8 protein-coding genes are annotated in these 14,862 nt (G+C 50.4%); 7 read left to right on the top strand and 1 reads right to left on the bottom strand.

Annotation, left to right across the window (positions count from 1 at the left end; genetic code table 11):
• The first annotated feature begins 72 nt into the window (after positions 1-72).
• Positions 73-1,545, top strand: a complete 1,473-nt coding sequence (locus tag NWAT_RS08550) for a lipopolysaccharide biosynthesis protein (RefSeq protein WP_013220704.1) — start codon at positions 73-75, stop codon at positions 1,543-1,545.
• 64 nt (positions 1,546-1,609) lie between these two features.
• Here the strand turns inward: NWAT_RS08550 and NWAT_RS08545 are convergent, their stop codons facing one another.
• Positions 1,610-3,145 carry a hypothetical protein gene (locus NWAT_RS08545; RefSeq protein ID WP_232420077.1) on the bottom strand — a complete coding sequence of 512 codons (1,536 nt, stop codon included), beginning with the start codon at positions 3,143-3,145 and terminating at the stop codon, positions 1,610-1,612.
• Positions 3,146-4,358: 1,213 nt separating this feature from the next.
• On the opposite strand from NWAT_RS08545, the gene NWAT_RS08540 reads away from it, so the two are divergent.
• From NWAT_RS08540 to NWAT_RS08515, 6 genes are all read left to right on the top strand, one after another.
• Complete coding sequence (locus NWAT_RS08540) at positions 4,359-5,948, top strand: hypothetical protein (RefSeq protein WP_157679850.1); 1,590 nt, start codon at positions 4,359-4,361, stop codon at positions 5,946-5,948.
• 6 nt (positions 5,949-5,954) lie between these two features.
• On the top strand, positions 5,955-7,088 hold the full coding sequence (locus NWAT_RS08535; protein WP_013220701.1) for a sugar-transfer associated ATP-grasp domain-containing protein: 1,134 nt from the start codon (positions 5,955-5,957) through the stop codon (positions 7,086-7,088).
• Between the two features lie 34 nt (positions 7,089-7,122).
• A complete protein-coding gene (locus tag NWAT_RS08530; protein ID WP_013220700.1) occupies positions 7,123-9,309 on the top strand; it encodes a hypothetical protein in 2,187 nt (728 codons plus the stop codon).
• A gap of 208 nt (positions 9,310-9,517) precedes the next feature.
• Complete coding sequence (locus tag NWAT_RS15660) at positions 9,518-12,571, top strand: DNRLRE domain-containing protein (protein ID WP_013220699.1); 3,054 nt, start codon at positions 9,518-9,520, stop codon at positions 12,569-12,571.
• A 156-nt stretch (positions 12,572-12,727) separates the two neighbouring features.
• Positions 12,728-14,002: a VanZ family protein gene (locus NWAT_RS08520; RefSeq protein ID WP_013220698.1), complete on the top strand. Its 1,275-nt coding sequence runs from the start codon at positions 12,728-12,730 to the stop codon at positions 14,000-14,002.
• A 65-nt stretch (positions 14,003-14,067) separates the two neighbouring features.
• Positions 14,068-14,787: a S1 family peptidase gene (locus NWAT_RS08515; protein ID WP_232420076.1), complete on the top strand. Its 720-nt coding sequence runs from the start codon at positions 14,068-14,070 to the stop codon at positions 14,785-14,787.
• The last annotated feature ends 75 nt before the right edge of the window (positions 14,788-14,862 follow it).

Genomic DNA, 14,862 nt, shown 5'->3' with positions numbered 1-14,862 from the left:
CGGTAAGCAAAGCTGTCGCCATATTATGCCCCTTACTTGCAGCCTGGGGTAGAAAAGGACAAGAAAGAGAGTATGCTTGAAAGTAAGACTAAGCCCGGTGTTCGGTACTCAATAGTGGTTACCACCCTGAACCGCTATGTAACGTTGGTGATTTCCCTCGTTTCCACGATGGTGCTGGCGCGCCTGCTTACTCCGGCCGAGATCGGTATTTTTTCCATGGCGGTGGTTTTCGTGAATCTTGCTCATTCCATGCGTGACTTTGGCGTAGGCCGGTATATCGTGCAGGAGAAGGAGCTTACTATGGATCGTATCCGCTCCGCCTTTGGAATCACGCTGACGATAGCTTGGTCTATGGCCATCGTGCTAGCGATTGCTGCGCCTTGGATCGCTGATTTTTACGGGGACGAGCGGGTGACCGAAATTCTGCGAGTTCTTGCCATTAATTTCGTTTTAATTCCGTTCGGTTCTGTAGTTCTCTCGTACCTGAATCGGGAGATGCAGTTCGCCACCATTTTCCTGGTGGGTGTCACCAGTGAATTTGTCCGTGCAGCAAGCGGTATTTGGTTCGCATGGATAGGACTTGGTGCTATGAGCTTAGCCTGGAGCGCACTCCTTGGTGTAATTACCACGGTGCTGTTGGCGCGTCTTCTAGGGCCTAGCCACTTTATCTTGCGCCCAGGATTTTATGAGTGGCGAAGAGTTATGAGCTTTGGCGGTCGGGCTACGCTCTCAACCATTGCGTTCCAGCTTCAGCAGGGAACGCCCGAAGTGGTCATTGGTCGGTATTTGAGTGCCGCGGCAGTAGGTTTCTTTAGTAAGGCGCTTGGGGTTATTCGACTCTTCGATCGCACGGTGCTATCGGCCGTAAGTCCGGCAATATTGCCTCACATGGCAGCGAAACACCGTGCGGGAGAGAGCGTCGCAGATTTTTATGCCCATGGGCTTAGGCTAATTACGGTCCTCGCGTGGCCATGCTACGCTTTTGTTGCCATAACGGCATTCCCAATGGTGCGAATCCTCTTTGGTGATCAGTGGGATGCGGCAGTTCCTCTAGCTCGTATTCTGTCCATCTATGCGGCGGTTGATGCGCTTTTCGCCTTTACCGCTCAGGCTCTGGTTGCGGTTGGTGCGATACACTTATTAGTACGGTTAAGGGTGGCCACGCTGTTGGCAACGATTTTGGCGGTGATGTTAGCTATTCCTTATGGATTAGAAATTGTTGCTTTCGCCATGGTCTTTCCGGCCGTGGTGGGTTTACTTTATTCCTCTTTGCTGATGCGTTCCGCTATTGGCCTCAAAGGTAGGGTCTACATAAAAGCTACTGTTTCAAGCTTATTGGTCACTACTGCTACGATAGCATTTCCCTTGCTTTATCTAGGGATGTCGGCTGAGAGCGGACAGCCCCATTGGCAGGCTTTTATTGTTAGCGCCGTTGGAGCTGGGGTAGGCTGGCTGGTGGCTGTGCTTGCGCTTCGTCATCCCATCTGGGACGAATTGAGGTTATTATTTTCCCAGACTCGAAGTCGGTTGTGGCCAGTTAGTTAATAACTAGGGCGTGTTGTCAATATAGGGGTCTGATAATTTTCGGAATTCACACAGGGGGGCATATTTATGATTCGTTTAGTGGTTTTGAGGGGATTAAATTATGCGGTAAATCTGAATGATCAACGTCATACACATGCGCCATTTTTTCAATGGCCCATTGCAATAAATAATCATGCTCGGTGAGCGGATAAGTATAGCGAAATTCATCTAATAGACTAATTGTTCGTTTGACTATTCCTATTGTATACAACAAATTTCTTATCCGCCAAGGTAAGGGTGAATGTAGAAAACGCATTAATTTAAATGAACGATTATTGAGCAATGTATCTTTACAACTTAGATTTTTTAGCCAGATCTGGAAATCTGCATACGAATTCTGGCTAAGTAGTTGTTGCAGCGGCCTGCCATGCACTAATGATACGTTGGGAGTAGCGTTGAATGGCTGCCCAACCGCTTTCTTTTCTTGACCAAACATTTCTCTTGGCACACCCGCCTCTTCAACAACCCGCCTTGGAATCGGTCGATCATATGCGCCACCAACCGACCAAGGTTTCATTTCGGGTGAATTGGATATCTCCGATATTATCGTCTGACGGGTTGCACCAATACACGGTATCGGTAAATGAATAAAGCCAGTGCGAAGGCGGAATTCCAGCAAAGAAGAGCCACTGGTATCACCACGGATCATATCGCCGTCAGCTACTTTCTTTTTATTTCGTTGCCATACCTTATCACCATGGAACCCTGTAAAGAGCAATGAATTGGCCAGTTTGGGCTCAGCATCGGCAAGTATCACATCATTGCCGCCCGTTCCGGATGCAAGGAACTCAGCTTCTGGATAATCTGCTGATTTTAAATATTGATCTCTGCGAAACTCGCACACTATTAGCCCCAAACGATCGCCAATCGGTGCACCGCTATCGTCAAGGTTTGTAAATTCGTTTAAATCATCCCGTGCATTTGCGATAGTCAAGCAGGTTTTGCATCCGACCTTCTTGGCCAGAACGGCCGCAGCTGAAGAATCGTAGCCAGAAGAAATTGTCGACACAGGATGGTATTTTATTTTCCGTTTAGGGTCCCGGGCATTCTCTGCCAGCGCCGAAACAGTATTACTCAGAAAATCGCTAAAACTAGCAAAATCCTCGCCAATAACGGGAAGTTGTCTTGGGATAACTCGCACGTCCAAGTCGGTGCTAATTTCAAGATTAGCGATACGCGCAAGGTAGATTTTGCGTTTTGAAAGGGTTTTGATCCACTTACGCATTTTATTTTTGCCGCCAATGTAGCTGGACAAGTCCCTCACATAGAAAGGGTTGCAGGGATCTAACCGGTCTCCTAGTTGATTTAGTAAGAAAACCAGTGAATTAGATAGAATAATTGAATGTTTACATCTCGTGTAGTGGATACGATCCAGGCTGTGTGAGGGGGTCGAAACAATGAATGTCGAGCTACGTATACGCCCCCCTGTCCCCATGAAAGTATCTGTTCTATCAAAAGCGTAATCAATAAACGCACCACTCCAGGCACCTTCAACAAAACCCAAATCACTGATTTCGACATTAGCGCCATGCAGTAAAATGGCTTGGCCGTTTTTATACAAGAGCAAACACCATGCCAAAGGTGGCACCGAAACTTTACAACAAGTTAAATTCCAAGACATATAAGTTTGACTAAACTTTCAACCATCAGAGAAAATTCTTCTAGGTTAGTATTTGGAGTTTCATCGCGACTGATATCAATTTTGTTCCTGCAAAACTTCAATAGTCCGGCTAATTCGTGTTTCAATAGATCCTTCGCACTGGCTACGACTTATTGTGCAAATCCTCAATTTGATACCATTTTCGGCGCGCATTACTTTACTTCCCCTCCTCTCGAGGGCAGGTCACGCTCTTGGCAGCGGGGAAATCATAGCGCGAATTTAACGCTGAAACAACATTTAGCTTTGGCCCTCGCGCCTTGTGCGTAGCTACGCTATGCAAATCGGCTAGGGGGGTTATTTACACTCTATGGAACTTCAAAATCAGGGGTTTCTTCGCCAAATTTAACCAATTCAAGGGCATCACAAGCCGCTATTCAAGGGCATCACAAGCCGCTATGATAAAAGCGCTAAAATTTTACTCGGTGTTGTCTATAGTCATTCCAATTGAGACTGACTTATTCGTTAGATTTTAGACAGTGTGTTACATCGTTTATCGAAGAGGGTAAGCTAGAAAGAAGCGATGCGTAAAGAGCGTGTTACCTGGCTCGGTTACGCGGTTTTTTCAAGCGCCACGGTAAAGACAATATCGCATATATTCGATGAGTGCGGCTTTAAAAAACACAGCTATCGCCCGCATAATTTGGGCACCGCGTGGGCAAATTTATAGGGGAATATTGGGTAATAATTGCAAAAACGGCGAGATAAGTGGCTTGCACCCGTGGCGTTCAAAGGCTCATGCAACAACAACGCGTTGGTTAACACATGGATCAAGGATTGCTTGCTTAAAGATCTGAATAAGCTCAGTGTTATCGTTATGGATAATGCGCGCTTTTATATGCCAACATATTCTCTTAAGCTAGCGATCTCAATCAATTCTTTGCTTTGTTGAAAAAACAAAGACAGTACATTGGAATGACTATAGCTTGTTTCCGCCTTCATCTAGCTTAATTGACAATAGGCTCTAACCCCTTGAAAGGTGTCATGGACCGTGTTTAGTTGGCCCTTTTTTGCAGTTGGCGCTAAAAAATGTGGAGCGTTGCCCTATTTCCCACTACACTAGCCATCATCAGTCATCGTCTATGGAACGTAAAGCGACAAGAGGGGGGATAGGGCAGTGAAGTTTAGAATGCAAATGAACGCGGCGTTGCCGCGGCTAGCGTGGTGTGCTTATCTTAGGCAGGGCTCAGATATTGTGACTGTAGAGCACGGACCTTGGGTGGAGAGTCAAGTTAATTTTTTCTTTGAAGGCGGATGGGATGGACCTTACGATTGGCGTGGCTTGTTAGACGCCAAAGCAGTGTTGGGTTCCGGGGCAATTCTCTCCGATGATCAAGTAGTGTTCATCCCCAGTAGCCATACTCTGGAGCGCCTGCATTTCTGCCGGGATGGTGATTGTCTTTTTGTCTCCAATTCATTTATTTACCTGCTTGCGGTGCTTGACGATGCGATCGATCCGATGCACGTGGGGTATGAGTCGGAGTTTTTGTCGGTAGTAAAAGGCTATCACCGTGCCCGAAAGTGGGTTCCTACCGCGCAAGGCCGACGGATTCAGCTTCAGTACTACCGCCGATTCCGGATTGATCGCGACCTTCATATATATACGGACTGTCCACCCGCTCTTCCCCATTTTGGCACTTATGAGGATTATGCGGGCTATCTCGAAGGGATGGCGCAACAGGTAATGGATAATGCGAATGATCTTCGCCGTTCCATTACCTATAAGCCGCTTGCCACTGTTTCCACCGGCTATGATTCGCCGGCGTGCGCCGTCATCGCGCGTAAATGTGGTGGTACTGAAGCGGTAACTTTTTGCAGTGCCCGGATGGAGCTTAACGGCGATGTGGGTAATCCACAGAATGCTTGTGATGACGGCGGTCAAATCGGGCGGCAGCTTGGTTTCAATGTCATGAAATTTGACCGCTCTCTTTATTTTGAAAATGAAGCTATTCCCGAGGCCGAGTTTCTGGCTACGGGCAATGGCGGCGATGATGTAGTGATGTCGGTGCTGGCCGAACACCTCCCCGGCACGGTATTTTTCACTGGATTCCGAGGAGATACCATTTGGGACTTCGAACCACAAGCCATTGAGGATAGCACCCAATTCAAGAGCAAGGATCCTTCCGGGGCCTCATTGGGGGAATTCCGGTTGCGATTGGGGTTCATTCACGCACCGTTGCCGGTCTTGACGATGCCCCGCCACGACGAGATCCTGCGGATTTCCCAATCCCCTGAAATGGCTCCCTGGCGCCTTGGAGGTACTTACGATAGGCCGATTCCTCGGCGGCTGGCCGAATCGGCAGGCATTGAGCGGGAATCATTTGGACAGGAGAAAAAGGCGATTACTCAACCTTTTTGGGTGACCTTGGATAATGGGGCGATGTTTTCGGCAGGATCGCGACAGGTTCTTATGGCATTTTCGGAGGAACTTGAGTCTCGCAACCGGCGATCGATGCGCCACCGCCTGCGCCAAATGCAGGCTACTTTATATCATTGGATCGTGTGGCGGGGCAATAATTTGGGGTTGCCCCTGCGAATGCCTATTTCCCTTCGCCTATTAATTTCCCGAACGGGATACAAGTTTCATTGGGCTGTTGCGCAGGTGCAGGACCGCTATCGCCCTACTATGATTGGCCTGGGAGATCCAACCTCCATTCCGGCGATGGCGCCCGCCGCCTCTAAGATCGCCAGCCACGGTAGCAATTAAACTGTCATGTTTTGGAGACTGCGCCAGCGCGTTAGCCGGTTTTGCAAGGATTTTGTCGCGTTGCCGGGTGAGTTGTGGGAACATGGCAGGGCAGCGCGTAAGGCATCTGGGAAATCATTGTTGAGCCAGGCTATTGAGATGATTGCCTTGCGCTGGGGTAAGGGCCGCTTGGCTCCCTATGAGTATTACGAGTATTGTTTGTTCGATGATCGGCGCTTTAGTCCCGGGCAGAAGAGGGCCTTTCTTGGCCGACACATGACATATGATCTTTGGGAATTATTCGATTCCCACTTTTGGCATGCCATTGCGAACGATAAATTGGTGGCATACGGCCTGTTCGATGCCTTGCAATTGCCTTCGCCCAAACTGCATGCGCTTTTTCATCCGATCCGCCGCCATGGCCCCTTGACAGCGGTGCGCGATGGTATGCAGCTTGGGCAGTTTCTTCGCGAGCAGGCGCTATTTCCTTTGGTTGCCAAACCTGTGCTTGGAATGTGGGGTAAAAATGTATACGCCATCGAGCGGCTTGAGCGTGAAAGCGATGAGCTAGTGCTGACTAATGGACAGCGTATGGCTGTGACGGATTTTGTGGTTGCTCTCGAGCCCCTGGCGAAACAAGGGTGGATTTTTCAGGAGCTTTTGAAGCCACACCCCCTGTTATTGGAGTTGTGTGGTAGCCGCATTTGCAGTGTCCGCGTAGTGACTTTACTGGATCCAGAGCCTATTGTGATTAGCACTCTCTGGAAAGTCGCCGTGGGCAACGCAATGGCCGACAATTATTGGGAGCCTGGCAATTTAGTAGGGCCTATCGACCCTGAGACGGGAGTCGTGGGGAGGCTGTTTACGGGTTTGGGGTTACAGCGTCGGAATGTTTCCGAGCACCCGGATACGGGAAAACGGCTGGTAGGGATTACGCTACCCGATTGGGAGCAGGTGCTGGAACTCTGCCGGGAAGGCACGGCATCGTTGCCAGGCTTAAAGATGCAGGCGTGGGATATTGCGCTGACCGATCAGGGGCCGGTGATGCTTGAAGTCAATATCATCGGCGGGGTACGCTTGCCCCAGTTGGTGGTTGATGCAGGCATGAATCGAGGTCCATTGAGAGAGATGCTGCGCAAATATGGATATATGCCCTCCTAATGGACGGTAGGGAGGTTTTAAGGAACGCTATCAGATGACGATAGATGCTGAAGAAGTTTCTCGAACCTATGGCGAGTTGACCCGCGCTGTAAAGCCGGTGATAGAGGTATCTCTGTCACCAGCGCAATGCAGCGTTCTGGAATTAACACTCCAGGCTCCCACTATCAATATATTGTTGCGAGGCTTTTCACTCCAGGTGTCTGCGGAGGAACAACCTTTGCATATCCAGCAGCCTGGAACTTTGCGGATGAGTCCCTCGGCACTTGCACATCCTGCATTGGCAGTTTTTCATTTACGACAAGGGGTGGAACAACTTGCCTGGACGCAGGCGGCGCATACCTCCAGCCAAGCAGTTTCAGCGGCGTTGCTTGCATTGCATTCCAGCCTGCTTTTTCTTGAAAGTATGCCCTCAGAAGATCAAGACCAGGTGCTAGCCGCCGATCCCTCTTGGCTGGGAGAGGCATTCAGATCTTTGGCATCTTTGCGTGCCCAGCAAAGTTCGCCGCAAGCTATTATCGCAGGCTTGGCGCCCTTCCTCCGTTTTATTCATGCCTTTAACGATCTGCTTCCCTCCGTCGGTGAAGAAGATGAAATTGCCATTAGGCGTGTGGCGGAGTGCTTGGCGCTTGCGCAGCCCACCGAGCGCCTCTTGACCCTGGGGGGCGATGAACGACTCTTGGTCCATCCGGGTTCAGGACTTAATAAATATGGCTGCAGCCCCAGCCCGCGCCCCTGGGCCATTACGTTTTCAACCTGTACGGCATCATCGATTTCAGAAGCGGGATTTGCATATGCCGAAGCGCAGCGTCGTTGCCTGTTCCCATTGGCCTTAGCTGGTCAGTTGGTAAGCGGATTTGCTGAGGAGATGGAGCGGATAAGGCGGCACTTGGCTCAAGTATTACTGCTTGAGCAAGTGCCTGGCGCTAAAATTTTGTTGACACCTTCGGGTACGGATGCGGAATTGTTTGCAGTACATTGTGCCAGCGCAGTTGCCAAACGGCCCTTATTAAATATCCTTATTGCCCCACGAGAAATTGGTAGTGGCAGCCGCTATGCGGCTGCCGGTTGTCATTTCGACCACATTAGTCCACTGGGCGGCGCGGTTCAGCCTGGTACGGCAGTGGAGGGTCTCCACTGCGATCAGATTCAAGTGCAGGAGTTGGAATTGCGCGATGAGACGGGGCAGCCCTTGTCGAGCGGCGAAGTGGAAGACCGTTTGCATAAATGGGTGAGTTCGGGCATTAAAGCAGGCAGCTCAGCGCTTATTCATTTATTGGATTCCTCCAAAACAGGCTTAGGGGCACCTAGTCTCGAGTGTATTGCAAAATTGCAAGCAGTTTATGGCGAGCGAGTTGCGGTCATTGTAGATGCAGCCCAAATGCGGGTGAGTCGCGCTAATCTGGCTAGCTATCTGCGTCGGGGTTTCTACGTCATTGCGACTGGATCAAAATTTTTTACTGGCCCGCCATTTGCCGGGGCGCTCCTGATTCCCCCATCGGTAGCTAGTAGTATTGATGTGGACAGTCCCTTTCCTCAAGGTCTCAGCGGCTATGTGAGCCGCTGGGAGGTGCCGGAGGAGTGGCGGTGGCCCCAACAAGTACTGCATTTGGGTACCTCACCTAACTACGGATTGCTCCTGCGATGGCAGGCGGCACTATGGGAAATGGAAGCTTTTTTCGCTGCCAATTCAAGAAGCCGATACAGTATTTTCCGGGACTTTGCCGAAATGCTGCGCGACCGTATGGAGGGACGCTCATTTATCGAACCGCTACCGCCATCTGTTTATTGTCGCGCCAATGGGGAAGAGCGTGAATCATGGGACAGCGTACCTACCATTTTTACTTTCCTGATACGCCGAGCCTCGGCCCTATTAACTTATGATGAGGCGGTTATAGCCTACCATTGGCTTAACGCTGATTTGTCCGGTTGGCTTCCTGCTGGGAGTTCGGAGGCGGAACGGCGGCTCGCAGCGCAATGCTGTCATATTGGACAGCCCGTGCGAATCCGGTATGAAGAAGGGGATTGGCTTGGCGCGCTTAGAATTGCGCCAGGATCTCGATTGGTATCCCGGGTTTGCTTCGATCCTTCTATTGGCGAAAACCAAGCGCAGCGGCTAGCGCAACAAGTTGATGCAGCATGCATCGTGCTCGATAAACTGGAAATAATTTGCCGATACTGGCAAGAGTTTCTGCAAGCATCAGCGCACCTACCCCGCCCTTAGGGCGCCCGCGATAGGCATGAGCGGTAAGACTGTTTAATGTGTTGCTGCCATCCTGATCACTATAACAGGACTTTCCCTCTTCGCTTTGATGCAGTGTAACGCTGGACAGGGTAGGGGCGATATTATAAATTAGTCAGCATCATAAATTAACCAATAATAGATAATAATCATGCTGTATTTCTTACCATTTAGAAGGGAATCGAAGTACATGAAAAACTGCCTTAGCAGTAAAATCCGGCGCTGTTCTTTATTACTTGCCGCAGCTTTCTTGTTGTTTGAGTTTGCTGGTACCGCGGTAGGAGTCGATGCCCAGCAAGCCGAAATCGCTACTCAGAGGCTAAAACATAAAGCCAACATCGTGCTTGAAGAGACTTCTCAGGCCGATGCGTTCAGTGGTCAATTCGAGCCTCTGGATGCCTACCTAAGCCATGCGGGTACGGCGCTGAAGAGTATTGATGCGGCCAGCCGTTTCAACTTCTCTGCGGCGCTGCCGCAGGAAGGGTATTATCGTCTCTACGCGTGGTGGCCGGAAGAGCAAGCCAGCTCAGCGCAAACGATCTATGATATTAATCATCGAGATGGTTTTGCCGCAGTAGAAGCTGATCAGTCTATTGGTGGCGGGCTTTGGCATTATCTAGGCACCTATTTTTTCAACGACCAGCTTAGTGTTGCCGTTGCCAGCGGCGATGGACACGGTTTTACGGTCGATGCCCTGCGACTTGACTATATGGGTGTCAAGCGCCCCTCACCTACTATAACGACTAGCGCCCTCCCACTGGCTGATGCTGGTCAACCTTACAGGGCGCAGCTTGAAGCCCTAGACGGCAGCACTCCTTACCTTTGGTCGGTGAAGGGGAATCTTCCGGCGGGTTTAACGCTTGATCGCTTTAGCGGCGTAATTAGCGGGGCACCAAGGACGGCTGGCCATTATCCATTTACCATCCAGATGGTCGATAGCGATGATCGCTTAACCGCTCAGCCGCTAGCCATCGAAGTATTAGCCGCCGAAACTAATCCCACTGATGGGCCAAAAGCTGATGTAATGCCTGAGCATAGACCTGCTTCGAGCGTCCAGCGAAACGCGGCTGGAACTCCACCTGATCTCAGCGGGCTAATAACGCTTCTCGAGACTCTGCCAGAAGGAGATTGGGTTAAAGTTAATCTTAATCGCTTTGCCGATGTATGGACGCCGCCTGGGCTGCGCCCCCTCAAGGGGATGAGTAATCCGACTCCATCCAGGATCATCGGCGCCTGGAGTTCCTTTGCCTGGGACTCTAATCGAGGCGACCTCATCATTTATGGGGGCGGCCATGCTAATTATAATGGTAATGACGTTTATCGCTGGCGTGGCACCACGCGCCGGTGGGAACGTGCCTCCCTACCCAGCCAGATCACCGAGGATGATCTGGGGTTTATTATGCCGGTTGATGGCCCGGATGCGGCGCCACCCTCCGCGCATACCTACGATAACAATATCTTTTTACCAGTTGCTGATCGGTTTTTAACCTTTGGCGGCGCCGCTTCCCAACATGGCGGCCCTTATATGCGCCAGGTTAACGCCAGCACAGCTCGAGAAACAGGTCCCTATCTGTTTGATCCTTCCAGGGCGGACCCCAATAAAGTGGGCGGCACCACCGGTTCCCATGTGCAGCGCGAGGGTTCTCATCCAGAGATTGTGGGAGGCAATATGTGGGAGAATCGGGATATCTATGGCAATATTCCTGGCAATCCCTCGCTGCCGGCCTCTTTTGTTAATGGAGGTACTGCCTATGCGGTGGAGAACGGTGCCGATGTGGTTTATGTCGTTGGCAATTCCGGCAGCACCGCTCAAGCCCTTTATAAATATACTATGAAGGACATCAACGATCCTGCGCAAGACACCTGGAAGCAGATGGGCAGGTTTTGGGGAGGTATTAATGATCAAGGGGCCGCAGCCTATGATCCCGATCTAAATGTAGTCGTAAAAACGAGCGATAGGAAATTTACTTATTGGAATCTGAATACTGCTGGTCCGGAAAATAATAATATTATATTCACGCCTCATGATCCAAGTGGCCGATTCAAACTATCTCGCACTGACGGTATTGATTATGATCCGGTACGCGGCCAATATCTGATCTGGAAAGGTAACGGCAAAGTCTGGGCAATGCAGGCGCCTTCCTCGGTTTCCCCTCATGGCTGGACGGTTAGCAAGCAGCCTATACCGACATCCGCCGTTCCCGCAGGGGACGTAGAGACCGGAATATTAGGCAAGTGGAAATATATCGCCAGCCTGGACGCGTTTATGGGCCTGCAAGGTAATACCAATGGCGACGTTTGGTTGTATAAGCCGATGGCTTGGCAACATCCTGGAAACGGTGGAAGTGGAAACAACGGTGGTGGTGGCAATGCTGCGCCTAGCGTCAGCCTGAGCGCTCCGTCGGCGGGGGCGAGTTTTGCAGCGGGAGCGGATATTAGGCTCGTTGCCCAGGCTAGTGATTCTGACGGTGTGGTGAGCGCAGTTGCTTTTTACCAGGGTAATACGCTGCTTGGTCAGGATACAACCGCGCCTTATGAGTTTCTCTGGGGGGCTGTGCCTGCTGGCGACCACACTTTAACTGTGGTCGCCACCGATGACGACGGCGCCTCTACTACTTCCGCTCCGCTTTCTATCACCGTCACTGCTAGCAGCGGCGGTAATTCAACCATCATCTTTCAAGACGGTTTTGAAAATTACAGCGGCACTCGGGATACGTTCTTGTCTAATTATCGCCAGGGCAGTAATTATGGGACATGGAGTGTTATGAATGATGATGCGCCCCACTTTGTTCCACTGGTGCAATTTGCCATCTTTCAGTCCGAGGGTGGTTCAATTCCGGATGGGGCCACGATCCAGTCCGCCACCTTGGCGCTGTATAAATACTCGAGCTACAATTTTGTGTATCGCGCCCACCGGCTATTACGGGCGTGGGATGAAAATGAAGCCACCTGGAATAAGTCTCGTAGCGGCGTTTCGTGGGCTGAAAGCGGGGCGGGCAGCAGCGGCGTTGATTATAATGCTGTTGCGGATGGCCAAGCGGGGGTGGGTTGGGCGCCCCAGTGGCTTGAGATTGATGTTACCGCTGGCCTTCAAGCCATGAGTAATGGCCAGACCAACCATGGCTGGCGCCTGGTTCCCGTGAGTGGTAATGGTAATCTTAAACGCTTCCGCAGTAGTGATTATACGGCCAATCCCACACTCAGACCTAAACTTACCATCGTCTATACGCCTAGTGGAGCATGAAAGGAATCAAGCAGGATAGATGCAAATTTATTGCGCCACGATGCTAGCAAATAATAAATACTCTCTATTTTTCTTAGGTAACTGACTTATAAAGGGAGTCGTTAGATCTTTCTCTTCTACTCATGCATAATCTCCCTTTAGCAAGAGGGATTATGCATGATGTATTCCAATGAACAGGCCAAGCCGTTTTATTGGTTGCCGCTAGTTATTTACGGGGGATTGTTGGTCTACGGCACTCTTTATCCTTGGCACGATTGGCGAGTTCCATTGGAATCGGAGTGGCGGCCTATTTTTGAGCATGGCTCGAATGTCAGCTATTCAGATATTTTTACTAATATTGTTGTCTATATCCCCTTTGGTTTTCTGCTTGCCCGCGCCGCTATCTTCCGCTCCCCCATTGCCCAAATTTTTGCTGCCCTCATAGGGGGGGTCATGCTAAGTTTTCTACTCGAATCTTTACAGGTTTACCTACCCAGCCGAGTCTCTTCATTCCTAGACTTGGCGCTTAATGGCGCTGGAGCACTTGCAGGCGGGCTGCTCTTTATCGTGGTGCGCCCCCAAGGATGGGTTTATGAAAGTCTGCTTGCGTTGCGCCAAGCCTATATTCGCTCTGGAGCCCTGGCCAGCGCGAGCGTGTTTTTACTAGGGTTATGGGCACTTTCTCAAACCAGTCCCTGGGTTCCGTCGCTTGATATCTCTGGCTTGCGCCAGGAGTTAAAGCCACTTTGGTATGCCTTGACTCGGCAGATTCCGCTGGACTTCGGTCAGATAGCGGTATATGTTTTGACTGTTATGGCGCTGGGTACGGTGAGTACTATAGCCTTAAAATCGTGTAAATCAGTATTTTGGTGGTTTGCTGTATTCGTTGGCGCGGTGCTTCTTTTCAAAATACCTGTGGTAGGTCGCCCCCTTTCCGGCGAAGCCCTTGTAGGCGCGGGCATAGGAATAATTGGTTTTGCCTTATTACAGAAATTACCGCCAAAGGCTGCCGTTTTAAGCGGTATCGTTGCACTCCTTGGGGCGGTTATGATTGATGAGTTGCGCATAGGGACAACTTGGTTATTTTCTAGCTTCAATTGGATACCTTTTAAGGGTCACCTAACCGGCACGGTGATTGGTATCGCTGATACAATCATTGGCGCGTGGCCTTTTTTTGCTCTGAGCCTACTGGTGCTTCATTTGCGCCCCCAGCGGCCCAGAAGGGTGCTGGTTTGGGGTGGCATCGGGATATTGGTTGGGATGTTCGCCCTGGAATGGAATCAGCAATACCTTGCGGGCCGATATCCCGATATTACTGATGCCCTATTGGCGTTGCTTGCCTGGTGGTTGCCTTGGTTTTATATGCCGTTACGCCTAGAAGTCCGTAAACATTCTCGTTATTTTTGTAAAGATAGAATTTTGCCGAAAAACAACCCCCGAGAAGCCCAGTGAGTCTTTATCGTCAAATATGGTTACAGGCATGGAGATTGTCGCTAGCAACTGGCTTATTGTTTCTTATGGTAACCTCTTCTCGGGCAGGTTTGGTGGATACCATCGAGCATGTCAAACGAGCAGTGGTGGGGGTAGGTACTTATGCCTCCATTCGGGGCGTCCAAGCACACTATCGGGGAACAGGCTTTGTCGTTGCTGATGGTCGCCATGTGGTGACCAATGCCCATGTTTTGCCTTCTGAGCTTAATTCGGAGCGTAACGAATATATTGCGGTTTTTGTCGGCGTTAAAGGCCAGGTACGACGGGCGGAGAAAGTGGTGGTAGATGCCATTCATGATCTTGCCCTCCTGAAGATAGGAGGTTCCTCTTTATCCTTCCTTTCACTAGGCAACCCCTCGCAAGTTCGTGAAGGAGAGGGAGTTGCTTTTACCGGCTTTCCAATTGGCCCCGTGTTGGGACTCTATCCGGTGACCCACCGTGGTATTATCTCGGCCATTACTCCCGTTGCAACGGCAGGGCGAGCTAGCCAGGATCTTAATCCTCAGCGCATTCAACAGCTGCGCCGGCAACCTTTTAAAGTGTTTCAACTAGATGCTACCGCATATCCGGGTAATAGCGGTAGTCCCGTCTACGATCCGGATACGGGACGGGTGCTAGGTGTGGTCAATAAAGTTTTTGTTAAAGGCAGTAAGGAAAACGTTCTTAAACATCCCAGCGGAATTACGTATGCGATTCCAGCGAACTACGTCAAGGCCCTCCTTGGAAGAGCCGGGTTAAAACCGTAGCGGCAGGTGGAGCGCTGATAATTGAAGCCTCGTTTTCCCTTTTTCTAATATACTGCTTCTCAATTTGAAGAGCGG

Origin of the sequence: Nitrosococcus watsonii C-113 (genome assembly GCF_000143085.1) — a bacterium.
Classification (GTDB): domain Bacteria; phylum Pseudomonadota; class Gammaproteobacteria; order Nitrosococcales; family Nitrosococcaceae; genus Nitrosococcus; species Nitrosococcus watsonii.
The sequence above is the reverse complement of the archived record's forward strand: the minus strand, read 5'-3'. Positions and strand labels throughout refer to the sequence as shown.

What these genes read in the sequence shown, in the direction of transcription:
- NWAT_RS08530 (WP_013220700.1), top strand. Translation starts at nt 7,123, where the DNA reads ATGACGATAGATGCTGAAGAAGTTTCTCGAACCTATGGCGAGTTGACC.
- NWAT_RS08535 (WP_013220701.1), top strand. Translation starts at nt 5,955, where the DNA reads ATGTTTTGGAGACTGCGCCAGCGCGTTAGCCGGTTTTGCAAGGATTTT.
- NWAT_RS08520 (WP_013220698.1), top strand. Translation starts at nt 12,728, where the DNA reads ATGATGTATTCCAATGAACAGGCCAAGCCGTTTTATTGGTTGCCGCTA.
- NWAT_RS08515 (WP_232420076.1), top strand. Translation starts at nt 14,068, where the DNA reads ATGGTAACCTCTTCTCGGGCAGGTTTGGTGGATACCATCGAGCATGTC.
- NWAT_RS15660 (WP_013220699.1), top strand. Translation starts at nt 9,518, where the DNA reads ATGAAAAACTGCCTTAGCAGTAAAATCCGGCGCTGTTCTTTATTACTT.
- NWAT_RS08550 (WP_013220704.1), top strand. Translation starts at nt 73, where the DNA reads ATGCTTGAAAGTAAGACTAAGCCCGGTGTTCGGTACTCAATAGTGGTT.